The organism is Mesorhizobium sp. ESP-6-4, assembly GCF_020164735.1.
Classification (GTDB): domain Bacteria; phylum Pseudomonadota; class Alphaproteobacteria; order Rhizobiales; family Rhizobiaceae; genus Mesorhizobium.
The window spans coordinates 252,864-277,214 of sequence record NZ_JAIUGS010000005.1; the positions used below are offsets into that span (position 1 = coordinate 252,864).

General features: G+C 63.5%; 22 protein-coding genes. 14 read left to right on the forward strand and 8 right to left on the reverse strand.

Going from position 1 to position 24,351, the window contains the following annotated elements:
- The first annotated feature begins 26 nt into the window (after nt 1–26).
- Nucleotides 27–422: a RidA family protein gene (locus LB523_RS13045; protein WP_224603123.1), complete on the forward strand. Its 396-nt coding sequence runs from the start codon at nt 27–29 to the stop codon at nt 420–422.
- Here LB523_RS13045 and LB523_RS13050 read toward each other — a convergent pair whose 3' ends face one another.
- Complete coding sequence (locus LB523_RS13050; protein WP_224603124.1) at nt 423–1,514, reverse strand: LLM class flavin-dependent oxidoreductase; 1,092 nt, start codon at nt 1,512–1,514, stop codon at nt 423–425. It abuts the gene before it with no gap.
- A gap of 119 nt (nt 1,515–1,633) precedes the next feature.
- Between LB523_RS13050 and LB523_RS13055 the strand changes: the two genes are divergently transcribed.
- From LB523_RS13055 to LB523_RS13075, 5 genes are all read left to right on the forward strand, one after another.
- Nucleotides 1,634–2,407: an HpcH/HpaI aldolase family protein gene (locus LB523_RS13055; RefSeq protein WP_224603125.1), complete on the forward strand. Its 774-nt coding sequence runs from the start codon at nt 1,634–1,636 to the stop codon at nt 2,405–2,407.
- Between the two features lie 158 nt (nt 2,408–2,565).
- On the forward strand, nt 2,566–3,765 hold the full coding sequence (locus LB523_RS13060; protein WP_224603126.1) for a pyridoxal phosphate-dependent aminotransferase: 1,200 nt from the start codon (nt 2,566–2,568) through the stop codon (nt 3,763–3,765).
- A gap of 73 nt (nt 3,766–3,838) precedes the next feature.
- Nucleotides 3,839–4,636, forward strand: coding sequence for an ABC transporter substrate-binding protein (locus LB523_RS13065; RefSeq protein WP_140543112.1), 798 nt, complete (start codon nt 3,839–3,841; stop codon nt 4,634–4,636).
- A 215-nt stretch (nt 4,637–4,851) separates the two neighbouring features.
- Nucleotides 4,852–5,526 (forward strand): amino acid ABC transporter permease, encoded by a 675-nt coding sequence (locus LB523_RS13070; RefSeq protein ID WP_095766038.1) that lies wholly within the window; start codon nt 4,852–4,854, stop codon nt 5,524–5,526.
- 42 nt (nt 5,527–5,568) lie between these two features.
- Nucleotides 5,569–6,855 carry a cysteine desulfurase-like protein gene (locus tag LB523_RS13075; RefSeq protein ID WP_224603128.1) on the forward strand — a complete coding sequence of 429 codons (1,287 nt, stop codon included), beginning with the start codon at nt 5,569–5,571 and terminating at the stop codon, nt 6,853–6,855.
- 208 nt (nt 6,856–7,063) lie between these two features.
- On the opposite strand, the gene LB523_RS13080 is transcribed toward LB523_RS13075, so the two are convergent.
- The 5 genes from LB523_RS13080 to LB523_RS13100 are packed head-to-tail and all read right to left on the reverse strand — an operon-like array spanning nt 7,064 to nt 12,302.
- Nucleotides 7,064–7,888, reverse strand: a complete 825-nt coding sequence (locus tag LB523_RS13080; protein WP_224603131.1) for a dipeptide ABC transporter ATP-binding protein — start codon at nt 7,886–7,888, stop codon at nt 7,064–7,066.
- Nucleotides 7,885–8,736: an ABC transporter ATP-binding protein gene (locus LB523_RS13085; protein WP_224603133.1), complete on the reverse strand. Its 852-nt coding sequence runs from the start codon at nt 8,734–8,736 to the stop codon at nt 7,885–7,887. Before LB523_RS13085 ends, LB523_RS13080 begins: the two co-directional genes overlap by 4 nt.
- Nucleotides 8,736–9,644 (reverse strand): ABC transporter permease subunit, encoded by a 909-nt coding sequence (locus LB523_RS13090; RefSeq protein ID WP_140843856.1) that lies wholly within the window; start codon nt 9,642–9,644, stop codon nt 8,736–8,738. The genes LB523_RS13085 and LB523_RS13090 overlap by 1 nt, the downstream gene beginning before the upstream one ends.
- Nucleotides 9,645–10,652, reverse strand: a complete 1,008-nt coding sequence (locus tag LB523_RS13095; RefSeq protein WP_140629740.1) for an ABC transporter permease subunit — start codon at nt 10,650–10,652, stop codon at nt 9,645–9,647.
- A gap of 51 nt (nt 10,653–10,703) precedes the next feature.
- Entirely contained in the window at nt 10,704–12,302 is a 1,599-nt protein-coding gene (locus tag LB523_RS13100; protein ID WP_224603136.1) for an ABC transporter substrate-binding protein, read from the reverse strand.
- Nucleotides 12,303–12,760: 458 nt separating this feature from the next.
- Between LB523_RS13100 and LB523_RS13105 the strand changes: the two genes are divergently transcribed.
- From LB523_RS13105 to LB523_RS13130, 6 genes are all read left to right on the forward strand, one after another.
- Entirely contained in the window at nt 12,761–14,719 is a 1,959-nt protein-coding gene (locus LB523_RS13105) for a long-chain fatty acid--CoA ligase (RefSeq protein ID WP_224603138.1), read from the forward strand.
- Nucleotides 14,716–15,417, forward strand: coding sequence for a class I SAM-dependent methyltransferase (locus LB523_RS13110; protein WP_224603139.1), 702 nt, complete (start codon nt 14,716–14,718; stop codon nt 15,415–15,417). The genes LB523_RS13105 and LB523_RS13110 overlap by 4 nt, the downstream gene beginning before the upstream one ends.
- Nucleotides 15,418–15,578: 161 nt before the next feature.
- Nucleotides 15,579–16,457, forward strand: coding sequence for an alpha/beta fold hydrolase (locus tag LB523_RS13115; RefSeq protein WP_224603140.1), 879 nt, complete (start codon nt 15,579–15,581; stop codon nt 16,455–16,457).
- 40 nt (nt 16,458–16,497) lie between these two features.
- On the forward strand, nt 16,498–16,824 hold the full coding sequence (locus LB523_RS13120; RefSeq protein WP_040993861.1) for a hypothetical protein: 327 nt from the start codon (nt 16,498–16,500) through the stop codon (nt 16,822–16,824).
- Between the two features lie 10 nt (nt 16,825–16,834).
- Entirely contained in the window at nt 16,835–17,731 is an 897-nt protein-coding gene (locus tag LB523_RS13125; RefSeq protein WP_224603141.1) for a DMT family transporter, read from the forward strand.
- A 12-nt stretch (nt 17,732–17,743) separates the two neighbouring features.
- A complete protein-coding gene (locus LB523_RS13130) occupies nt 17,744–18,298 on the forward strand; it encodes a CGNR zinc finger domain-containing protein (RefSeq protein ID WP_224603142.1) in 555 nt (184 codons plus the stop codon).
- A gap of 26 nt (nt 18,299–18,324) precedes the next feature.
- Here LB523_RS13130 and LB523_RS13135 read toward each other — a convergent pair whose 3' ends face one another.
- Nucleotides 18,325–19,050 carry an HAD family hydrolase gene (locus LB523_RS13135; protein WP_095766047.1) on the reverse strand — a complete coding sequence of 242 codons (726 nt, stop codon included), beginning with the start codon at nt 19,048–19,050 and terminating at the stop codon, nt 18,325–18,327.
- Nucleotides 19,051–19,056: 6 nt separating this feature from the next.
- Nucleotides 19,057–20,700, reverse strand: a complete 1,644-nt coding sequence (gene pgi, locus LB523_RS13140; RefSeq protein ID WP_224603143.1) for a glucose-6-phosphate isomerase — start codon at nt 20,698–20,700, stop codon at nt 19,057–19,059.
- A 338-nt stretch (nt 20,701–21,038) separates the two neighbouring features.
- Here pgi and LB523_RS13145 point away from each other — a divergent pair, with 338 nt between their 5' ends.
- Together LB523_RS13145 and LB523_RS13150 are read left to right on the forward strand one after the other, a co-directional pair.
- Nucleotides 21,039–22,532, forward strand: a complete 1,494-nt coding sequence (locus LB523_RS13145) for a PLP-dependent aminotransferase family protein (RefSeq protein ID WP_095766049.1) — start codon at nt 21,039–21,041, stop codon at nt 22,530–22,532.
- Nucleotides 22,533–22,752: 220 nt separating this feature from the next.
- Nucleotides 22,753–24,342 carry a trimethylamine methyltransferase family protein gene (locus LB523_RS13150; protein WP_224603144.1) on the forward strand — a complete coding sequence of 530 codons (1,590 nt, stop codon included), beginning with the start codon at nt 22,753–22,755 and terminating at the stop codon, nt 24,340–24,342.
- Nucleotides 24,343–24,351: the final 9 nt, after the last annotated feature.

Here is a 24,351-nt window from a genome sequence, read left to right on the forward strand (position 1 = left end):
CGAGTTTGAACCAGGGGGAACTGGACATGCACACGATCCTGCAGCCGGAAGGCTGGGCCAAACCGATCGGCTACGCCAATGGTGTGGCCGCGCATGGCCGGCTCGTCTTTATCGGCGGCCAGGTCGGATGGAATGCCGAATGCCGGTTCGAGACCGACGACTTCGTCGGCCAGGTGCGCCAGACGCTCGCCAACATCGTTGCCGTGCTCGCCGAAGCCGGCGGCGAGCCGCGGCACATCACCTCGATGACTTGGTACTTTATCGACAAGGCCGAATATGTCGGCAACCTCAAGGGCATCGGCGAGGCCTATCGCGACGTGATCGGCCGACACTTCCCGGCGATGGCGGCGATGCAAGTGGTGGCGCTGGTCGAGGACCGGGCCAAGGTTGAGATTCAGGCGACGGCTGTTATCCCGGAATAGTTACTCGCGAAGCCCGGCCTGCCGCAGCAGCGGCAGAACATGGTCGCAGAAATAGGGCAGTTCCTGGGTGTAGTTGACAAAGGACAACGCGATGCCCTGATAACCATGCCCGGCGATGGCGACCATATCGGCGGCAATCTTTTCAGGGGTTCCGATCAACGGATAAGTGCCGGCGCCGCCGGCAAAGCGCTGGCGGTAGCGGTCATAGGCGTGCGGATCGTGCGACTGGGAGAATTCCTTCTTGCCGGCCATATGGGCGTCGACGGCTTCGTGGTCGGCCATCGTGACGGCGTAGCGCGTGTAATAGGCCTGCGCCTCTTCCACCGTCGGGCGGCAGACGACATGCGCAACCGTATAGACGCCGACATCGCGGCCCGCCTTGTCGGCGCGCTCACCGATGTCGGCGACATGCTTGCCGGCATCGTTCATCTCGGAAAAGGTCGTGAACAGATAGTCGCATCTGGCAGCGGCGAAATCCCGGCCCGGGCCGCCGAAAGCGGCATTCATCGTCACCGGACGCGGAACCTGAAGACTGGCCGGCCGGCTCACCGCCTCCTTGAGCCGATAATAAGCGCCTTCGTAGTCGAGAGGCTCGCTCGATGCATAGAGCCGCTCGAGGATTTCAATCCATTCCGCCGCCTGGTCATAGCCCTTCTCGACCAACGGCGTGCCGAACATTCCGAATTCCTTCGGGTTCCAGCCGCAAACGATGTTGAGCCCGGCGCGGCCCTTGCTGATGTGGTCGACCGTCGCCAGCGCCTTGGCGGCGTAGAGTGGATGCACCAGCGGCACATGCACCGTCATGAACAGGCCGATCTGCTCGGTCACGGCCGCGAGCGCCGCCGCCCAGGTGAAGGTCTCGAAGGAAAATTCGCGGACCTTGTTGCGGCCGCCGAAACCGCGCCAGCGCGCGATCGGCAACATGAATTCGAGGCCGGCGCGGTCGGCTATCTGGGCGGCCGTCAGATTATCCCGCCAGCTTGCGGTCCAGCGTTCCGGCACGTCGGTGATGGCAAGCCCGCCATCGGCATTGGTCGAGAAGACGCCGAGCTTCAGTCTGTTCGGGCCGTGGAGGGGATGGGCTTTGATCATCTCGGAAACTCGCGGCGGGACGCCACACGCTAGGCCGGCGTGAAAATATTTCAAGCCTGAAATAGCTTCGCCTCGCCGTCATTTGCGGGTATGCATTGGGCAACTCAGAAGGGGATGGCATGAGCGAGTTCCGCCAGAAATGCGTCGGCAAGACGAACCTTATCGGGTCATTCACCGCCATTCCCCATCCGGTCGCCGTCGAGGTGATGGCGCTGTCCGGCCTCGATTTCCTCTGCATCGACTGGGAGCACGCGCAGATCTCGCGCGACATGATCGAGGCCATGGTGCGGGCAGCCGACGTGCATCGCGTGCCGGCGATGGTCCGGGTTCCCGGCCATGCGCCGGAAGCCATTCAGGCGGCGCTGGACAGCGGCGCGCAAGGCGTGCTCGTGCCGCGCGTCTCGACAGCGGAGCAGGCCGCGATTGCGGTGAAGGCCTCGCGCTATCCGCCGCAAGGCGCGCGCGGTGTCGGTCCCGGCCGGGCCGCGGGCTATGGCTATCGTATTCCCGAATATCTTGCCTCCGCCAACAACCGAACGATCGTCGCGGTCCAGGTCGAGACATCGGAGGGACTGGCCAATATCGAAGCGATCGCGGCGGTCGACGGCGTCGACGTAGTCTTCGTCGGCCCTGGCGATCTCTCGGTGTCGATCGACGCGGTCGGCCCGGCAGGCGCGGACAAGCTCTCCGAGGCGATCGGAACAATCATTCGCGTAACGATCGCACATGGCAGGACTGCCGGCATATTTTGCGCCAGCCCCCAGACCGTCAGCCGATGGGCAGCAATCGGCGCGAGTTTCTTCGTGCTGGCCAGCGACACGATGTTTCTCGGTGCCGGGGCCGCGGCCAACGGCACCGCCGCCCGCGCTGAACTGGCGCAAGGGGCCGGCTAGGCGAGAGCATATCGGCAAGGCAGAGGGTCGCCAAACTTTAAGCTTAAAACTTTCGCCTTGAAAAGCGCCGTACTTTGGATAGCATCAAGATCGCGACTGTCCGGCTGGAGGGGCTTTTCCGGTCCATCGCAGTGTTCCGGGTGAGAGGGGTTCGGTCCTTGTCGTTCATACTGCCCCATTCATCGTCCAGCGCGCGCTATGCCTTTGATGGCGTGCGTGCCCAGATTCGCGATCTGCACACCGAAAACATCGCAAACCTCGCGGTTCGCGCGCGGGAACTCGGCGATGTCATCGCGCTCTGGTACGGCGAAGGCGATATGGTGACGCCAGCCTTCATCCGTGACGCGGCGAAGGCCGCCTTCGACGAAGGCCTGACCTTCTACGTTCCCAACATGCGCGGGCACGGCCCGCTGAACGAGGCGCTTTCAGAATACCAGACGCGCATCCACGGCCGCTCGATCCCGATCGCGCGGACCACGGTGACGCCGGGCGGCATGCAGGCGCTCTATCTGGCGCTGGAACTGCTGGTCGATACCGGCACCAACGTCGTCTATGTCGCGCCGCAATGGCCCAACATCCACAACGCCATCCATCTGATCGGCGGCGAGCCGCGCCCGTTCTCGCTCGACTTCAAGGGCGACTGGCAACTCGATCTCGACCGATTGTTTGCAAGCTGCGATGCGCGCACCCGCGCGATCTTCCTGTCGACGCCGTCCAATCCGACCGGCTGGACCGCGACGCGCGAGGAGATGCAGGCGCTGCTGGACTTCAGCAGGCGCACCGGCATCTGGATCATCTCCGACGAGGTCTACGGCCGGCTCTATCTCGAGGGCGACGTCGCTCCTTCCATCCTGCAGATCGCCGAGGATGGCGACAGGGTGCTTTCGGTCAACAGCTTCTCGAAGGCTTGGGCGATGACCGGCTGGCGCGTCGGCTGGCTGACCCATCCGTCAGGCGTTGCCGACCAGTTCGGCGCGATGACGCAATATGTCAACAGCGGCACCGCCGCGCCGATCCAGGCCGGCGCCGTCGCGGCGATCCGCCAGGGCGAGCCGCTGGTCGAGGAAATCAGGCAGCGGATCAGGATGGGCCTCGACCTCGCCTATGACCGGCTGGCGCAAATCCCAGGCACCATCCTGCCGACCAAGCCGCGCGGCGGCATGTATGCGTTCTTCGCCATGGAGGGCGAGAACGACGCGCGCCGCGCCTGCGCCCGCATTCTGGAGACGGCGCGGGTGGGGCTTGCGCCCGGTCACCTGTTCGGAAATTCGGCTGCGGCGTTCCTGCGCATGTGCGTGTGCCGCGACACCAGCCAGATAGAAACGGCGCTTCAACGCATGACCGCCGCAATGAATTGACGCCCTGCCGGAAGCGGGGCGGCAAAAAACCGTGCGGGGAAAACCCGCCCGTTCAACAACAGAGGGAACAGAAATGAGCTTTACTCGTCGCAACCTGCTTCTCATGGCTGCCGCTATCGGCATCGCCGCCGGCCCCGCCACCGCTTACGCCGCGGATGTGCTCAATGTCGGCGCTTACCCGACCAATCCGCCTTTCGAATACAAGAACGAGAGCGGCACCTTCGAGGGTTTCGAGGTCGACATCGTCAACGAGGCGGCCAAGCGCATCGGCATGACCACCGACATCGCCGATCTCGGGTTCCAGGCGCTGTTCGCCGCTACCACCTCCAAGCGCATTGACGTCGCCATCTCCTCGATCACCATCACGCAGGAGCGGCTGAAGTCGCAGTCCTTCACGCAGCCCTATTATGACTCCGACATGGGCATCGCCACCAAGGCCGACAGCCCGATCAGCACCGAGGCGGACCTCAAGGGCAAGGTCGTCGGCGTGCTTTCCGGTTCCACCGGCGAAACCTGGGTCAAGGACCATCAGCAGGCCGACGGCTTCAGCGACGTGAAGGGCTATGACACGCAGCAGAACCTGTTGCTCGACCTCAGCGCCGGCCGCGTCGATGCCGCCGTCAGCGATATCCCCGGCATGCAATATTCCTTCAAGAAGATGAAGGACCTCGTCGTCAAGCAGCGCATCAAGACCGGCGAACAATACGGCCTGATGATGACCAAGGACCACCCGCTGCTCGGCAAGCTGAACGACGCGCTGACCGCGATGAAGAAGGACGGGACGCTGGCCGCGATCCACAAGAAGTGGTTCGACAGCGATGCTCCGGCGGACTCCTCCACGGTCAAGGAAATGCCGCTGCCCAAGGCCTGAGCGGCGACGAACACAACGGACGTGCCGGCGCGAGAGGCCGGCACGTCCGTTTTTTCACCCATGAGCCCTGCCATCGCCGAAGCCGGTGCGGCAAAATCGGTATCGGTGCCTGGCTCTGGCGTCTGTCTCCTTGATTTGATGCAATTGCGGATGAAAAGCCGTTTCGCACTTTTCGTGGAATTGCTCTGGACGCAAAACGGTTCGGGAACGCTCCCATGTCGCTGATCGACACCTTCTTCAATCCCGGCGTTATTGCAGCCAGCCTGCCGGCGCTGCTGCGCGGCTTTCTCAACACGCTGCTGCTTGGGGTGATGAGCATCGTCATCGGTATCGCGGCGGGGCTGGCGATCAGCCTCGTGCGGCTCTATGCGCCGAAGCCGCTGCGGCTGCTCGCAGTCGGCTACACCGACATCTTTCGCGCTTTGCCGGTGCTGGTGGTTTTGATCCTGATCTACTACGCGCTGCCCTTCCTCGGCATACGCCTGTCGTCCTGGGCGTCCGCCGTGACGGCTTTCGCCATCATCATGTCGGCTTACTCGGCCGAGGTATTTCGCTCCGGCATCGAAAGCATTCCGCGCGGCCAGTTCGAGGCGGCGCAGGCGCTTGGCCTGCCGTTCATGCTGACCCTGCGCAAGGTCGTGCTGCCGCAAGCGATCCGCGTGGTCATCCCGCCGATGACCAGCAACTGCGTCTCGATGTTCAAGGACACCTCGCTCGCCTCGACCGTGGCACTGCCGGAGCTGCTCAAGGAAGCGACCAATGCGCAGTCGCTCTACGCCAATCCCTCGCCGCTGATCGGCGCGGCGCTTGTCTACCTCATCTTCCTCTGGCCGATGGTGCGCCTCGTCAGCCTGCTCGAGCGCCGCTTCCAGACCGAGAAGACGCGCTGAACCCCGTCCACCGATCGTCCAAGTCCCCGCAGGAGCCTACCCGTGAACAAGCACCAGTCCGACAATACCAACGCCGCCGCGTTCCCGGTCGAGAAGATCCGCGCCATGTTTCCGGCGCTTCAACAGGCGGGCGACTTCATCTTCCTCGACAATGCCGCCGGCGCGCAGATCCCGCAAAGCGTGCTGGATGCCGTGACCAATCATCTGGTTTCACACAATGTGCAGCGCGGCGGCCGCTATGGCCGCAGCGTCACCGTCGATCAGTCGGTCGCCGACGCACGCGAGAGTGTGGCGCTGTTGATCAATGCCTACAGTCCGTCCGAAATCTGCTTCGGCATGAACGCCACCTCGTTCATCCGCCTGGTCAGCCTCGGCATCGGCCAGATGCTCGCGAAAGATCCTGGGGGGCGTGACGAGATCGTCGTTACCGACATGGATCACGACGCCAACATCGCCACTTGGCTGGCGCTGGAAACCGCCGGCGCCAAGTTCAAATGGTGGCGCATGCGCGAGGACGGCAATCTGCATGTCGACGACCTCAAGCCGCTGGTGTCGGAGCGCACGCGCCTCGTCGCCTGCACGGTGACAGCGCATTCGATCGGCTCGATCGTCGACGTCGCCGCGGTGGCCAGGATCGCGCATGCGGCCGGCGCCGAAGTGTTCCTGGATTGCGTGCATTACGGCCCGCATGGGCTGATCGACGTGCAAGTCTGGCAGTGCGACTATCTCGTCTGCTCCGGCTACAAGAATTTCTCGCCGCATATGGGCTTCCTATGGGGTCGCTTCGACACGCTGAAGCGGCTGCCGACCTTCCGCGAGGACTTCATTCCCGACGAGCCGCCCTACAAGGTCGAGGCCGGCACCTTCATCTATGAGAACGTCTCCGGCATGGACGCGGCGGTGCGCTATCTGGAATCGATCGGCCGCAACTTCCTTCCCGAAAACAACCGCTCGCGCCGCGACAACATCGTCGCCGGCATGAATGCCATCCGCGATTATGAGTTGATGCTGGCGCGCGCAATGCTGAAGGTGCTGAAGGATTGCAATGCCACGATCTACGGCGTCGCTGACGAGGCGCGCATCACCGAGCGCGTGCCGACCTTCTGCTTCAACATCGGCAAGCTGTCGCCGCAGCGGATCGTCGAGGAGATGGCCGCCATGCAGATCGGCATACGCGACGGCCACATGTATGCGCCGCGGCTGATGAAGCGGCTGAATCTGTCGATGGACAGCGGCGCCATTCGTGCCTCGCTGGTGCATTACAACACGGTGGAAGAGGTGCACCGTTTTGGGGAAGCGCTGCGGGCGATTATTGCGAAGTTGCGGTGATCCCGACCACCTCCGCGTCGTCATCCACGGGCGAAGCAAGGAGCGAAGCGACGCGCGCAGACCCGAGGGTCCATTCCGTGACGTGAGAGCGCCGCTCACGGTGCAGAAATTCTACTCCGCTGCATTCTTCGGCTGAGGTACCGGCATGGATTCTAGGGTCTTCGCGCCGCTTCGCGGCGCTCCGCCCTAGAATGACGAAGCAGGAGGCCTACGCCGCCTTCTTCGCCAGCCGCGCCTTGATGCTGGCAATGTCGGCGCGCGGCGTCGCGGTGAAGAGCGTCTTGGTGTAGGCGTGCTTGGGGTCGGAGAAGACCTCGTCGCGCGGGCCGTATTCGACGGCTTCGCCGAAATACATGACCATCACGTCGTCGGCGATATAGCGGACCACCGAGAGGTCGTGGCTGATGAAGACATAGGTCAGCTGGAATTCGTCCTGCAGGTCGGCAAGCAGGTTCAGCACCTGCGCCTGCACGGAGAGGTCGAGCGCCGAGACCGGCTCGTCCAGCACCAGCAGGCTCGGGTTCAGCATCAGCGCCCGGGCAATGGCGATGCGCTGGCGCTGGCCGCCCGAGAACATATGCGGATAGCGGTTGTAATGCTCCGGTCCCAGCCCGACCTTCTTCAGCATCTTCATCGCCAGGTCGCGCCGCTCTTCGGCAGGCTTGTCGGTGTTGATGAGCAACGGCTCGCCCAGCACATCGCCGATCTTCTGGCGGGGATTGAGCGAGCCATAAGGATTCTGGAACACGATCTGCACCTTGCGGCGCATTTCCTTAGTGAGCCCGTCCCTGGCGATATCGACCTTGTTGCCGTCGATGAAGAGCTCGCCTGAGGTGGCCGGATCGATCAGCGTGATGATGCGGGCGAGCGTGGACTTGCCGCAGCCGCTCTCGCCGACGACGGCAAGCGTCTTGCCCTTCTCGACGCTGAAGGACACGCCCTTCACCGCGTGGACGGTGCGCGCGCCGCGGAACAGGCCGCCGCCGACATGGTAGTCGCGCTTGATGTCCTTGCCTTCGACGACCTTGGTCATGCGCCGGCTCCTGAAGGTGCGGGCTCGAACAGCATGTCGGAGACGGTCGGCAGCCGGTCGCCGACGGCGTTCTCCGGCAGCGCCGAGAGCAGCGCGCGCGTATAGTTGCTCTTCGGCGATTCAAAGAGCGACAGCACGTCGGCCTCTTCCATCTTGCGGCCCTTGTACTGGACGATGACGCGATCGGCGGTTTCGGCCACCACGCCCATATTATGGGTGATCATGATCAGGCCCATGCCGTATTTGGCCTGCAGCGAGACAAGCAGGTCGAGGATCTGCTTCTGGATGGTGACGTCGAGCGCCGTGGTCGGCTCGTCGGCGATCAACAGCTTCGGATTGCAGGCGATCGCCATGGCGATCATGACGCGCTGGCACTGGCCGCCCGACATCTGATGCGGGAAGGAGTTCAGCCGCTCCTCCGGTTCCGGAATGCCGACCTGCTTGAAAAGCTCGATGGCGCGCGCCCGGCGCTCAGTCTTGTCCATGCCCATATGGAAGCGCAGCACTTCCTCGATCTGGAAGCCGACGGTGAAGCAGGGATTGAGGCTGGCGACCGGCTCCTGAAAGATCATGGCAATGTCCTTGCCGATGATCTTGCGGCGGTCGGCCGGGTCGATCTTCAACAGGTCGCGGCCGTTGAAAGCCATGCGGTCGGCGGTGACGGTCGCCGTCCATGGCAGCAGGCCCATCACCGCCAGCATCGACACCGACTTGCCGGAGCCGGATTCGCCGACGATGGCGAGCACCTCGCGCTCGTCGACATGGAGCGAGACGCCGTCGACGGCGCGGAACGGACCGGACGCGGTCTGGAATTCGACGACGAGGTTCTGGATGTCGAGCAGCGCCATCACGACCTCCTGAGCTTGGGATCGAGGGCATCGCGCAGGCCGTCGCCGACAAGGTTGATGGCAAGCACGGTGATGAGGATGGCGAGACCCGGGAAGGTCACCACCCACCAGGCGCGCAGGATGAATTCGCGCGCCGTGGCAAGCATGGTGCCCCATTCCGGCGTCGGCGGCTGGGCGCCGAGACCAAGGAAGCCGAGGGCTGCGGCTTCCAGGATAGCGTTGGAGAAGGACAACGTGCCCTGGACGATCAAAGGCGCAAGGCAGTTGGGCAGGATGGTGGCGAGCATCAGCCGCAGATGGCCGGCGCCGGCGACCTTTGCCGCCACGACATATTCGCGGCTCTTCTCGGCCATCACGGCGGCACGCACCAGGCGGGCGAAATGCGGCTGCAGGACCAATGCGATCGCCAGCATGGCGTTGAACAGGCCCGGGCCGAGAATGGTGACAAGCACCAGCGCCAGGAGCAGCGACGGAAAGGCCAGGATCAGGTCCATGACGCGCATGATCGCAACGTCGACCCAGCCGCGGAAATAGCCCGCCAGCAGGCCGAGTGTGATGCCGCCGGTGAGCGCCAGCGTGACCACCACGGCGCCGATCAGCAGCGAGAAGCGCGCGCCGTAGAGCAGGCGCGAGAGGATGTCGCGGCCGACCGGGTCGGTGCCGAGCAGATATTGCGTGCTGCCACCGGCCTGCCAGGCCGGTGGCCTGAGAAACGCGGTCTTATCCTGGACGTCGGGTGCATAAGGCGCGAGCAGCGGCGCGAAAAGCGCGGCGAGCACCAAAAGGATGAACACGAACAGGCCGATCACGGCGCCGCGGTTCACCGAGAAATAGTGCCAGAAGGTCTTGAGGCCTGTGAGCCGATCCGGGCTGCCGGCGGCCATCGGGGCGATTTCGGTCTGGGTCATTTATGCCGCCCTGATGCGTGGGTTGATGACGGCATAGAGCACATCGACGATGAGGTTCACCGCCATGACGATGAGCGCGATCAAAAGCAGACCCGACTGCACGACGACATAGTCGCGCTTGAAGATGGAATCGACCATCCATTTGCCGATGCCCGGCCAGGCGAAGATGGTCTCGGTGAGGATGGCGCCCGCAAGCAGCGTGCCGACCTGCAGGCCGATGGTGGTGACGACCGGGATAAGCGCGTTGCGAAGGGCATGCACGCCGATGACGCGCGCTGCCGAAAGGCCCTTGGCGCGCGCGGTGCGGACATAGTCCTCGCCCAGTACCTCGAGCATGGCCGAGCGCGTCTGGCGCGCGATCACCGCCAGCGGAATGGTGCCGAGCACGATCGCCGGCAGGACGAGATGGCTAAGCGCGGAGCGGAATGCATCCCACTTGCCATAGAGCAGGCTGTCGACGGTCATGAAGCCGGTGATCGGCTTGAAAAAGAACTGCAGGCCGATGCGGCCCGAGACCGGCGTCCAGCCGAGATAGCCCGAGAAGAAGATGATGAGCAGCAGGCCCCACCAGAAGATCGGCATGGAATAACCGACAAGGGCCGTGCCCATCAGCGACTGGTCGAACCATGAGCCGCGCTTGACGGCGGCAAAAATGCCGGCGGGAATGCCGATCACCATGGCGAAGATCATGGCGAAGAAGGACAGTTCCAGCGTCGCCGGGAAGAGCGTCTTGAATTCCTCGAGGACCGGCCGCTTGGACGAGATGGAAACGCCGAAATCGCCGGTGGCGACCTCACCGACATAGCGCGCATACTGCTCCCAGATCGGCAGATTGTAGCCGAACTGTTGCTTGAGCTCTTCGTAGCGGGCGGGGGCGACGCCATGCTCGCCGGCCATAGCGAGGATCGGATCGCCCGGCAGCAGCCGGACAAAGGCGAAGGCACAGATGGTGATGCCGACCAGGGTCGGAATCAGGAGGGCGATTTTGTTGAGAAGATATCGGAGCATCATCAAATGGAACGGGGCGGCGCTGGAAGTTGCGCCGCCCCGTTCGCAATATTACTCGGACTTGTCAACGCCGTCGAAACGGTGAATGCCGAGCGGGTCCATCTTGAAGCCGGTGACATTATTGCGAACGACCGCGTAAACCTGGCTGTGAGCCAGCAGGAAAGCGGGCGCTTGCTTGGCGAAGATCACCTGCGCCTGCTCATAGAGCTTGGTGCGCTCGGCCTGGTCGCTGGTCTTTTTTGCCTTCTGGATCAGGTCCTCGAAATCCTTGTCGCACCAGCTGGAGTAGTTCGAGACGCCGATGGCCGAGCAGGCGAAGAGAGTGGCGAAGAAATTGTCCGGATCGCCATTGTCGCCGGTCCAGCCGATCTGGAAGGCGCCGGGACGGTCCTTCTTCTTGCCTTCCTCGCGATACTTCGTCCACTCGTAGTTGACGATGTTCGCCTTGACGCCGACTTTGGCCCAGTCGGCCTGGATCAGTTCAGCCGCGCGCTGGAAGTTCGGGTTGTAGGGACGAACGCGGTCGGCAGCCCAGAGCTGGATTTCCTTCAGGCCGGCATCGGCGAGAACCTTCTTGGCCGCTTCCGGATTGTAGGTGTCGGTCTTCACGTCCTTGTTCCACGACCACATGGTCGGCGGGATGAGGTTCTGGGCGGGCGTCGCGCCGGCATCCTGGAACAGCGACTTTATCAGGGCCTCCCGGTCGATTGCCTGGTTGAGCGCATGGCGCACTTCCGGCTTGTCGAGCGGCGGGATCGTGGTGTTGTAGCTCATATAGCCGATGTTCAGGCCGGCCTGATCCATCAGCGTCACGTCCTTGTTGGTCTTGATGGTGGCGATGTCGGCCGGGTTCGGATAGGGCGCTACGTCGCATTCGCCGGCCAGCACCTTCTGGATGCGGGCGGTCGCGTCAGGCGTGATGGCGAAGACCAGATCGTCGATCTTTTCCTTGCCCTTGAAGTAGTCGGGGTTGGCAGCATAGCGGATGACCGAATCCAGCTGGTAGTCGACGAACTGGAACGGGCCGGTGCCGACCGGCTTGGTCGAGAAGTCGGCCATCTTGCCGTCCTTCTGGAGCTGGTCGGCATATTCCTTCGACACGATCGAGGCGAAATCCATGCCGAGATTGGCCAGCATCGGCGCGTTCGGCTCGGTCAGCGTCAGCTTGACGGTGAGGTCATCGACCTTCTCCCACTTGGCGACGTATTTCGGCATGTCCATGCCGGTGTAATAGTCCCAAGTGAGGTTCGGCAGATACTTGTCGCCGTTCCACGGGTTCTGCTTGTTGAACTGGCGATCGAAGGAGAAGACGACGTCATCGGCGTTGAGGTCGCGCGTCGGCTTGAAATAGTCGGTGGTCTGGAACTTCACGCCCGGATGCAGATGGAAAGTATAGACCAGGCCATCGTCGGAGATTTCCCACTTGTCGGCCAGACCAGGCTCGATCTCGGTGCCACCATGCGTGAATTCGACCAGGCGGGAATAGACGGTGCGCGAAGACGCGTCGAAGTCGTTGCCGCCGGTCGTCGTACCCGGATCGAAATTGGCCGGCGACGCTTCCGAGCAATAAACGAGCGTCTTAGCACTGGCCATGCCGCTGAGGACGCTTGCAGCCAGCAACGCGGCTGCAAAAGTCATTGTCTTTTTCATTGACCACTCCCTGATGTTCTCTCAAGCCCCTCTATCAGGCTCGCGAAGGGCGCATATAAGCACCGTTTCTTCGCCTTTGGAACACCTCGTTTGCGTACCCCATGGGAAGCAGGAAAAGAATCTAGCTTTTGCTCAAACCGCAGAAAAAATGAGTAGTTTTTTCTGCTCACGACATTATTAACGACGGCATTTTTTTATTGATCGCTCACCTATTAAAACCAGCCGACAGGGCCCGACTGCCGGAGATCTGCCCGCCGCCGGACGTGCTGCGGAAGGTGTCCGGATCATCGGATTTCGACGGCAAATCTTTCCCCGCCCTGCCGCTGGGGCAAGGCTTGCACCGTCGCCGATAGAGGCAATACATAGACTGTGGGCGGGATTTCCCGGAAATCCGCGACGGCGTGGAGGACGCTTCCCTGGAAGCGGACGCCGAGATTGAAGGCGACAGGGAGAGACAGGTGGCAAAAGCAGCCAAGACGACAGCCCCGGTGAATGCAAAGGCCAAGGGCGCCGCCGCAAGCGATGCGCCCAAGACCGCCAAGGCCGCAGCCACAGCGAAGGCGAAGACGACTGCAAAACCCGCAAAATCAGCCCCAAAGCCGGCCGCTGCCAAGCCCGCGGCGGCAAAAGCCGGAAAAGCGGCCGCGAAGTCGCCCGCCGCGAAGACGGCGCCAGCGACGGGCAACGCGAAGCCTGCCTCGAAGAGCCTGCCGAAGGCGATCACCGAGCTCACCGTCGGCTTGCCGGAAAAGCCGTGGCTGAAAAGCTATCCCAAGAACATGCCGGCCGAGATCGGCGCCCTGCCCTACAAGTCTATCGGCGAGTTCCTCGTCGGCGCCTGCAAGCAATTCGCCGGGCGGCCGGCTTTCGTATGCATGGGCAAGTCGATCACCTATGCCGAGGTCGAACGGCTGTCGTCCGCGTTCGGCGCCTATCTGCAGGCGAGAGGCCTGGAGAAGGGCGCGCGCGTGGCGCTGATGATGCCGAACGTGCTGCAATATCCGGTGGCGATGATGGGCATACTGCGCGCCGGCTATACGGTGGTGAACGTCAACCCGCTCTACACGCCGCGCGAGCTGGAACACCAGCTGAAGGATTCCGGCGCGCAGGCGATCGTCATCCTCGAGAACTTCGCCAGCACGCTGCAGGCGGTGATCGCCAGGACGCCGGTCAAGCATGTCATCGTCGCCGCCATGGGCGACATGCTGGGCGGACTCAAGGGCGCCATCGTAAACCTCGTGGTGCGACGGGTTAAGAAGATGGTTCCGGCATGGTCGCTGCCTGGCCATGTCAAATTCAACGCCGTGCTCAAGACCGGAGCGAGCATCGCCTTCAAGCCGCCCACGGTCTCTGGCGACGACATCGCCTTCCTGCAATATACGGGCGGCACCACCGGCGTCTCGAAGGGTGCGGTGCTGCTGCATCGCAACGTGCTTTCGAACGTCGCGCAGAATTCGCTATGGGTAGAGGACGCCTATACGGTCAAGCCGAAGCCGGCGCATCTCAACTTCATCTGCGCGCTGCCGCTCTATCACATCTTCGCGCTGACGGTGAACGCGCTGATGGGCATGCAGCAGGGCGCGCAGAACGTGCTGATCCCCAACCCGCGCGACATCCGGGGCTTCGTCAAGGAACTGGCGAAATACCCGATGCACATCTTCCCCGGCCTCAACACGCTGTTCAACGCGCTGCTCAACAATGAGGAGTTCCGCAAGCTGGACTTCAAGCCGCTGATCCTGACGCTGGGCGGCGGCATGGCGGTGCAGAAGGGCGTGGCGGAGCGCTGGAAGGCGCTGACCGGCTGTCCGGTGAGCGAAGGCTACGGGCTCTCCGAAACCTCGCCGGTGGCGACCGCCAACAAGTTCAGCTCGGCCGATTTCACCGGCACGATCGGCCTGCCGCTGCCTTCGACCGAGATCGCCATTCGGGACGACGACGGCAACAACGTGCCGCTCGGCGAAGTGGGCGAGATCTGCATCCGCGGCCCCCAGGTTATGGCCGGCTACTGGAACCGGCCCGACGAGACCGCCAAGGCAATGACCAAGGACGGCTTCTTCAAATCCGGCGACATGGGCTTCATGGACGAGCGCGGCTACACCAAGATCGTCGACCGCAAGAAGGACATGATCCTGGTCTCCGGCTTCAACGTTTATCCCAACGAACTGGAAGAGGTGGTGGCGCATCACCCCGGCGTGCTCGAAGTGGCGGCCATCGGCGTGCCGGACGAGCATTCCGGCGAGGTGCCTAAATTGTTCGTGGTGAAGAAGGATCCGGCGCTCACCGTCGAGACGTTGATGGCCTATTGCCGCGAGAACCTGACCGGCTACAAGCGGCCGAGATTCATCGAATTCCGCACCGAGCTGCCGAAGACACCGGTCGGCAAGATCCTGCGGCGGGCGCTGCGGGACCAGGTTTGAGCGATTGTTCCGCCGGCAAGGCACGGGAGCGAGACAAGCGGCTCGATCCGGCGGAATTCATCAAGGCGAACATGCGGCTGGCGCCGGTGCCATCAGTGCCGGAGGTGCTGCTCTATCAGGCACATCCCGGCAGCAGACTGCGGCGGCTGCTCGAACCGGAAGACGAGAGCGACGGAAGCCGGCCTGACCCACAGCCGCCCTACTGGGCCTATGCCTGGGCCGGCGGCACCGTGCTGGCACGCTATATCCTCGACCGTCCGTCGATCGTAGCCGGCAAACGCGTGCTCGACCTCGGCGCCGGCTCGGGGCTGGTCGGCATCGCTGCGGCAAAAGCCGGCGCGAGCGCAGTGATCGCAGCGGAGATCGACCGCAACGGCGTCGTGGCGCTCCGCCTCAACGCGCAAGCCAACGGCGTCGCCATCGAGACACGCGACGAGGACCTCACCGAGGGCCCGCCGCCGGCGGTCGACCTGGTTCTCGCCGGCGACGTCTTTTACGCGCAGGATGTCGGGCAACGGATGATCCCGTTCCTCGACCGCTGCCTAGCCGCCGGCATCGATGTGCTGGTCGGCGATCCCGGCCGCGCCTGGCTGCCCAGACCACGGCTTTGCCTGCTCGGCGAATATCACGTGCCGGATGTCGGCGGAAACGGCGGCAGCGAACCCAGGCCCAGCGCGGTGTTCGCCTTTGTCCGATAAAAGAGTGGCTGAGGAGCCCAGCAATCGCCCCTCGCCTCACATCGGGCGCCACCGGTCATACAGCACTTTCTTATTCATGGGTCCGAGAGCAAAGCTCGGAACAGGGACCAGCTAAACCCGTTTGCCAGTTCTAACGGATAGAACGAAGAGACGGAGCAGTCATGGAAATCCACGACACAAATCACCGTCGATCAAAGATCGGCGGCCACACGATATTTCTGCGGGAAGCAGGACCGCCCGATGCTCCCGTTTTTCTTTTGCCGCATGGCTACCCGTGCTCGTCTTACCAGTTCAGACGCCTGATGCCGGGCTTGGCCGACCGCTGGCGAACAGTAGCATTCGACTGGCCTGGATTCGGCTACAGCGACACACCGGACCCCGCCGAGTTCGACTATGATTTCAACGCCTATGCCGGCGTTCTCGCTGACGTTGCCGATGCGCTGCATTTGGAGCGTTATGCGCTCTGGCTCCACGATTACGGTTCTCAGATCGGCCTCCGTCACGCGATAGCGCATCCCGACAGGATCGCGGCGCTGATCATCCAGAACGGCGACATCTACGAGGACGTGCTCGGGCCGAAATACGACACGATCAAAGCCTGGTGGGTGGACAAATCGGCAGAGAGGCACCGTCCACTCGAGGAGGCGGTCAGCGAGGAGGGATTCCGCAAGGAGTTCATCGGCGAGGTCTCCGAGGACGTCGCGAGCCGCGTCCCTCCCGATCTGTGGAAGCTGCATTGGCCGCTCATGAACACACCGATCCGGAAGGCGGTGTCGGTCCGGCTGATGGAAAAGCTCGAGCAGAACATCGAATGGTTCCCGCGATACCATTCCTATCTGCGCGAGCACCGTCCGCCGACGCTGATCGTCTGGGGACCGCAGGACGGCTACATGCCCGAGCAGTCAGCGCTCGCCTATCGGCGCGACCTCCCGGATGCGGAGCTCCACATCCTCGACGATGCCGGGCATTGGCTGTTGGAAACACATTTCGAGGAAGCCCTGCGGCTGGTGCGCGAGTTCCTCTCGCGAACGCTGCCGTAAGCACGGCTCTCCGCCAAATCCAGAACCCAAGGAGACGAACATGGCGACGAAACCAACCATCGCACGCATCTGGCGCGGCCGCACCCGTCGCGACGTCGCGAACAGCTACGAACCTTATCTGAAGGCAGAGGGCATTCCTCCGCTTCAGCAGGTTGCGCTCGGCGTCCAGCTCTTTCGCGAGGACCGGGAAGAGGAGACCTGGTTCACGACCATCTCCTACTGGCCCGATATCGAGGCGATGACCGCTTTCACCAAGGGCGACCCGATCAAAGTCCACCATCTGGACCGCGACGCCGAATTTCTGATCGAACTGCCCGAGCGCATCGAGATCCATCGCATCCTCGTCGACGACCAGGATCTGCGCTGACGTTGCCGTCATGAGCAACCTCGCCCTGTTCGGCCTCATGGCACTGATCTGGGGGCTGACCTGGGCGGCAGTCAAGATCGGCCTGGATGCGGGCGTCCCCCCGATTCTTCTGGCGGGGCTGCGCTATCTGCTGACTGCAGGAATCCTGGCATTTTGGACACATGGAGCCTTATCGGCATTCGCGGAAGGCCGGTCGATGCGAGTCATCATATCGGCCCTGCTGACGAATGCCGGAACCTACGGACTGCTGTTCTGGGGCATGCAAACGGTCCCCTCCGGCCTATCCGGCTTGGTCAATCTCGCGCTGGTTCCGGTGCTTCTGTTTGGCTTGGCAGTGCTGCTCGGAGAAGAGCGGCCCACTTGGCGACACGGCCTGGCTCTGGCGCTCGGCTGCACAGGTCTGCTTGGCCTCTTCTGGACGCGTCTTGTCGAGCAGGAATCCGGAAACGGATTGGGGCTTGCCGCTATCGTGGCCGGCACGGCGTGCTACTGCGCGGGGAGCGTCATTGCGCGGCCGCTGATCGGCCCGATCAAGCCTCTGACACTCACCGCGATCCACGCCGTTCTCGGCGGCGCGGCGCTGATCGTCGTCTCATTCCTTTTGGGCGAGGTTTCGGCGACGCTGCCAGGAAGGATCGATGTCACTCCGGCTGCGGCAAGCCTGTTGTTCCTCTCCCTCCTCGGAACCATCGTAGCCTACACGATCTATCTGCGCCTGCTTGAACAATGGGGCACCGCCCGCGCCGGGCTCTATGCCTTCATCTCGCCCATCGTTGCCCTGGCCGTAGGCGTTTGGCTGTTCGGCGAAAAGGTCGGAGCGGCCGAGATCGGCGGCGCCGCACTGTTGTTGGTAGCCGCAGGATTGGCGTTGTTTGGGCGCGACCGCCCCAACGCAGCGAGGAAATGAAAGCCGTCGCCAATGTCACTTCCCCATCGTATCGCCGGCAACCTGGCCCTTGACCTCGCCAACACCATCAGTCGGCGCGGCACCGACCGGGAAATCGACCATCTCGCGACGGCGGCGGACATCCTGGCGTGGTCAAGGCAAACGGGCCTGATCGACGATGATTTCGCCCTTCCTTCGGCCGACCACAAAGCTTTGGTCAAAGACGTTCTCGCCCTTCGCCGCGCCGTAAGCGACGCCGGCTCGGCAATAGCTCACGGCGACGAACCTCCCGCTGCCGCACTCGACACCATTCGAAAATACGCGGCCGAAGCGCTCAGAACCGCCGCGCTCGCTGGATCGCCGGTGTCGTTGCATTTCCGAGGCGCCAATCGCATCACCGGGGCAATCGCGTGGTCGGCTCTCGACCTGCTTCGCGGCGACGAACTATCGCGTCTCAAACAATGCCCGCCGCACGACTGCCGCTGGCTTTTCATAGATCGCACGAAGAACGGTTCGCGACGGTGGTGCGAGATGAACAGCTGCGGCAATCGGGCCAAGAAGCAGTCGCATCGGAGAATGGCTGATTGAGGCGTCTTCCTGGGACGGCGCCCGGTCTAACCCGCCGGCACGTTCACCCGCGCAGTCAGAAAATCCGGCAGGTCGGCGACCGAGTCCAGAACGACGTCCGCCATCGGCGCCAGCGAGTCGCGCGTGCCGGTGCCGGAGAGCACGCCCACCGCCAGGCCGCAGCCGCCGGCGCGGGCCATTTCGAGATCGTGTCGGTTGTCGCCGACCATGGCGATCTCGCCGGGCCTCAACCCGGTCAGGTCGCAGAAAGCGACGACCGTGTCGGGCGCCGGCTTGGAGTTAGCAACGGCGTCATAGCCGAAGGCGGCATCGAAGAGCTGCGCGATGCCCAGCGTAGCCAGCGTCTTTTCGGCGCCGCTGGTCGAATCGTTGGTGGCGACGCCCATGCGATAGGATCGTTTGTGCAAGGCCCGCAACGAGTCGACGACGCCCGGCAGTGCGACCGCCATAGCCGAACCTTGCGCCGAGGTGATCTCGTTGAAGCGGGAAACGGCGTGCATCTGATCTTCCTCGGACAGACGCGGGAACCAGAGCTCGACGACGTCCATGTTCGAGCCGGAGGCGAAGATCGAATCCGGCTTGAAGCGCTTTGTGACGAAGTCGAAGCCGGCGGCGGCGAGCAACCGATCGGCTTTCCAGCGATCGCCCTCGGCGGCATCCATCGCCATGAAGTCGGCGACGCCGAGCCAGGTCGCGTTGAAGTCGACAAGCGTGCCGTCCTTGTCGAACAATATTCCCTTGATATCCGCCAATCCCGTTTACTCCGCGCCGCGCAATTGGTGGATATGTCCCACCAGCCCGGCAGTCGAGGCGTCGCGTTTTGCGGCAGTCTCCTTGCCTTCCACGACAGGCAGCAGGCCTGTCGCCAGTTCCTTGCCGAGCTCGACACCCCATTGGTCGAAGGAATTGATGTTGAACAGCGTGCCCTCGACGAAGACGCGATGCTCATAGAGCGCAATGATTCGGCCCAATGTGCGCGGGTCGAGCTTTCTGTAGAGAATGGTCAGCGAGGGGCGATCGCCCGAGAAGACGCGGTGCGGCGCGATCCTGTCGACATCGGCCGGCTTCATGCCCTTGGCCAGCATCTGGGCGCGCGCCTCTTCCAGCGTGCGCCCCTTCATGAGGGCCTCCGACTGCGCCAGGCAGTTGGCGAGCAAAAGATCATGCTGGTGTTTCAATTCGGGCTCGTGACCGACAGCGGCGGCGAGGAACTCGACGGGAATGAAGTCGGTGCCCTGATGCAGGAGCTGGAAGAAGGCATGCTGGCCGTTGGTGCCGGGCTCGCCCCAGACCAGCGGGCCGGTCGGCGTGGCGACCGCTGTGCCGTCCAGCGTGACGCTCTTGCCGTTCGATTCCATGTCGAGCTGCTGCAGATAGGCCGGCAGGCGCGACAGGCGCTGGTCGTAAGGGATGACGGCGCGGGCCGGATATTTGCAGACGACGCGATGCCACCAGCCGATCAGCCCCAGAAGCACCGGAAGGTTCTTTTGCATCGGCGCCGAGCGGAAATGCTCGTCCATCTCATGCGCGCCGTCGAGGAAGGCGCGGAAATTGCGCGGGCCGACGGAAATCATCACCGGCAGGCCGATGGCGCTCCAGACCGAATAGCGGCCGCCGACCCAGTCCCAGAAGCCGAAGACACGGTCCTGCTCGATGCCGAACTTCGCCACCAGGTCGAGGGCGGTCGAGACGGCGGCGAAATGCTTGCCGACCGCTTCCTTGCCCAACGCCTTCTGCACCCAATCGCGCGCCGTCTGCGCATTGGTCATCGTCTCGACCGTGGTGAAGGTCTTGGAGGCGATGATGAACAAAGTCGTCTCGGCAGACAGACCCTTCAGCGTGTCATGGATATGGGCGCCGTCGACATTGGAGACGTAATGCGCGCGCGGCCCGTCATGATAGGGCGCGAGCGCCAGCGTCACCATCGCCGGGCCGAGATCGGAGCCGCCGATGCCGATATTGACGATGTCGGTGATCTTCTTGCCGGTGGCACCGGCCGCCTTGCCGGAGCGGATGGCGTCGGCGAAGGCACCCATGGCGTCGAGCACGGCGATCACATCGGCCTTGGTGTCCTGGCCGTCGACGATCACGCTCTTGCCGGTCAGGTTGCGCAGCGCGGTGTGCAGCACGGCGCGGTTCTCGGTGATGTTGATCTTCTCGCCCTCAAACATGGCGGCGCGACGTCCCGCGAGGTCGGCGGCGGCGGCGAGCTTTTCCAGCATCGTCATCGTATTTGCGTCGACGGCGCATTTCGACCAGTCGAGCAGAAGGTCGCCGTCGGTGACGGAGAATGCCTCGAAGCGCTTGGGATCGGCGGCGAAGGCCTCGCGCATTGTGCCCCTGGCCGCCGCACGCTGCTCACGCAGAGCGGTGACCTGCTTGTCGAAGGCTGACTGATCCACTGGCGGGCTCCTGGCGGGTTTTTAGACCATTTTAACAGGCCGGATGTTTCCGGCGCGTGTCGGCGCGTCATTCTATCGAGCCGATTTCCATTTCGTTCAAGCGCGGCTTTGCCGCACCGCATTCACGCTTTGATGAGAGGCGGTGTTGGATGGTGAGGTGCGGGAATTCGCGGCGGGGCGCTGGGGCGGAGGGCGACGACGCTTCGCGTCGCGCTTGATAGATCACTGGCATAAATCCCAGCGATCAGAAAAATTGATTGGCGCAACACCTTATGCCACCCATACACTCCACTGGTCCAGCCAAGTGAAAACAGCTGGCCGTCCGAGGAACATTTCCCATGCCACAGCGCAATGACACGGCCATATGGTCCGGCCTGTTCCGGATTTCGGCTGAATCCGGCCAAACCCTCCAGGCGCAGATCCGCCAGGCGATCGTCGCGGCCATTCTCGACCGACAGATCGCCGCCTCGATGCCGTTGCCGTCGTGCCGAATTCTCGCGGAAAAACTCGGGGTTGCCCGCGGCACGGTGGTGCTCGCCTTCCAGCAGTTGGTCGACCAGGGCTTCCTAGTGGCGCGCGAACGGCGCGGCCATTTCGTTAATCCGGACGTGCTGGCCACCCCCGCCAAGCCGCACCAGAAGGCGCCCGACCAGCAGAACGAGATCGACTGGAAGGCGCGCCGGCAGATCGCCGCGAGCGACATGCCGCCGCCGGCCAAGCACGACAACTGGATCAAGTCCTCCTACCCGTTCGTCTACGGCCAGTTCGATCCGGCGCTGTTTCCGACCGCCGAATGGCGCGAGTGCAACCGCATGGCGCTGGCGGTGCTCGAGATCCGCAACTGGGCGTCCGACATGGTGGACCGCGACGATCCGCTGCTGATCGAACAGATCCAGGCCAGGCTCCTGCCGCGGCGCGGTATCTTCGCCAATCCGGACGAGATCATCGTGACGCTGGGCGCGCAGAACGCACTTTACATGCTTGCGTCGCTGCTAATGACCAAGGGCTCGAAGGTGGCCATGGAAGACCCGGGCTATCCTGACGCCCGCTCGATCTTCCGGCTGGCCGGCGCCGATATCCAGCCGGTTCCGGTCGACCAGTCGGGCATCGTGACCTCCGCGATCCCCAGCGATTCCGGCTTCGTCTTCGTCACGCCCAGCCACCACTGCCCGACCATGGTGCCGTTGTCGGCGGAGCGGCGGCAGGATCTCCTGGCGCGCGCCAACCGCAACAACCAGATCATTATCGAGGACGGCTATGACAGCCAGCTGCTCGACGAGGCACCGCAGCAGGCGCTGAAGAGCCTCGATCGTTCCGGCCGCGTGATCTATGTCGGCTCGATGTCGAAGACGCTGGCTCCGGGTCTCAGGCTTGGCTACATCGTGGCCTCGGCCGGGCTGATCGCCGAGCTTCGCGCACTGCGCCGCTTCATGCTCAGGCACCCGCCGGCGAACAACCAGCGCGCCGTTGCGCTGTTCCTGTCGCTCGGCCATCACGAGGCGCTGGTGCGCAGGCTTTCCACCGCCTTCGACGAACGGCGCAAGCGCCTGGTCCATGCGATTTCCGCTTTCCTGCCAGAGTGGCGCTCGACCGACTCGGCGGGTGGCACATCGCTGTGGCTGGAAGGACCGCGCGGTACCGATTCACGCGGCCTTGCGGAAGCGGCCGCTTCGCGCAGCGTCATCATCGAACCCGGCGACCGGTTCTTCGATCGCAGCGAAAAGCCCTCTCGTTTCATGCGCTTGGGCATCTCCTCGATCTCGCTGCAGCATATCGAGCCGGGCATCCGCGAACTCGCTACCGCCGCCGGACGCAGGCCCGCGGCCGCCTGATCGCCACAGACCTCCTGAAAAAAGCCGGCGCCGCGCCGGCTTTTTTTGTTTGGGCGTATGTTTGCCGCTTTAGCACTCTGGCATATTCGACGGGATTGCTTGGCCCATAGGCTGTGCCAATGCCGGCGGCATAGTCGGAGCCAGAAGGGGACGAGGCAGCCGATGGTGGACCAACCGCCGCGTTCGCCGCGCAGAAAAAGACAAAAGGTGGAGTGCTTCCATGTCAGTGGCTCTCGAGAAGCAGGAATCGTCGTCGGACCAGCGTTCGCGGCGGTCCGGCGGGCGCGAAGCGCGCCGCGCGATGCGGGCGGCGCCCTTGGCCGACGATATCCGTCCGGTGCGGCCGGGGCTTGAAGGCGGCAGCTATGGCCCATTGAGCCAGAACGACCGCGAGCGCATCCACGAAGCGGTGCTGACGCTGCTGGAAACGGTCGGCTTCGCCAATGCCATCCCGTCCTGCATCGAGGCGCTGACCCGGGTCGGCGCCACCAATGGCGATGACGGCCGCGTTCGGTTGCCGCGCGCCTTGGTGCTGGACACGATCAAAAAGGCGGCGCGCAATTTCACCCTCCATGGCCAGGATCCGAAGCACGACATGCTGATCCAGGGCAAACGCGTGCACTACGGCACGGCGGGCGCGGCGGTGCATCTGGTCGATGTCGAGAAGCGCGAATATCGCGAATCGCTGCTGCAGGATCTCTACGACGCCGCCCGTCTCGTCGATGGGCTGGACAACATCCACTTCTTCCAGCGCACCATGGTGCCGCGCGACATTCCCGACCCGCTCGATATGGATTTCAACACGCTCTATGCCTGCGTGATGGGGACGTCCAAGCATGTCGGCACCTCGTTCACCGTGCGCGAGAACGTCAAGCCAGCGCTGGAAATGCTTTATGCAATCGCCGGCGGGGAGGAGAATTTCCGCGCGCGGCCGTTCGTGTCGAACTCGAACTGCTTCGTCGTGCCGCCGATGAAGTTCGCCGAGGACGCCTGCGGGGTGCTGGAGGCCTGCGTCGAAGGCGGCATTCCGATCCTGCTTCTGTCGGCCGGCCAGGCCGGCGCCACGGCACCTGCCGCCATTGCCGGCGCCGTCGTGCAAGCGGTGGCGGAAGTGCTGATGGGCCTGGTCTATGTCAATGCCGTCAAGCCTGGACATCCGGCGATCTTCGGCACTTGGCCGTTCGTCTCCGATCTCAGGACCGGCGCCATGTCCGGCGGCTCGGCCGAGCAAGCGGTGTTGACCGCGGCCTGCGCGCAGATGGCGCAATATTACGACCTGCCCGGCGGCTCGGCCGCCGGCATGTCGGATTCGAAGCTGCCCGACATCCAGGCCGGCTACGAGAAGGGCATCACCAATGTCATGGCGGGCTTGTCCGGCCTGAACCTGGTCTATGAATCGGCCGGCATGCATGCCTCGCTGCTCGGCTTCTGCCTCGAAAGCCTGATCATCGACAACGACATGCTCGGACATTGCCTGCGCTGCGTGCGCGGCATCGAGGTGACCGACGACGCGCTGTCGATCGACACCATCGCCGATGTCTGCCTCAAGGGCCCCGGGCACTATCTCGGCAACGATCAGACGCTGAAGCTGATGCAGACGGAATATTTCTATCCCGCCGTCGGCGATCGTTTCTCGCCCAAGGAATGGAACGAGAAGGGCCGGCCCGACATCCTGTCGCGGGCGATCGCGGAGAAGAAACGCGTGCTTGCCGAGCGCTTCCCGCGCCACGTCTCGCGCCTGCTCGACGACAAATTGCGCGCCCGCTTCGGCGAGATGATCAAGCTGCCGCGCAGCAAGATGGGCGGCTAATATTCAGGT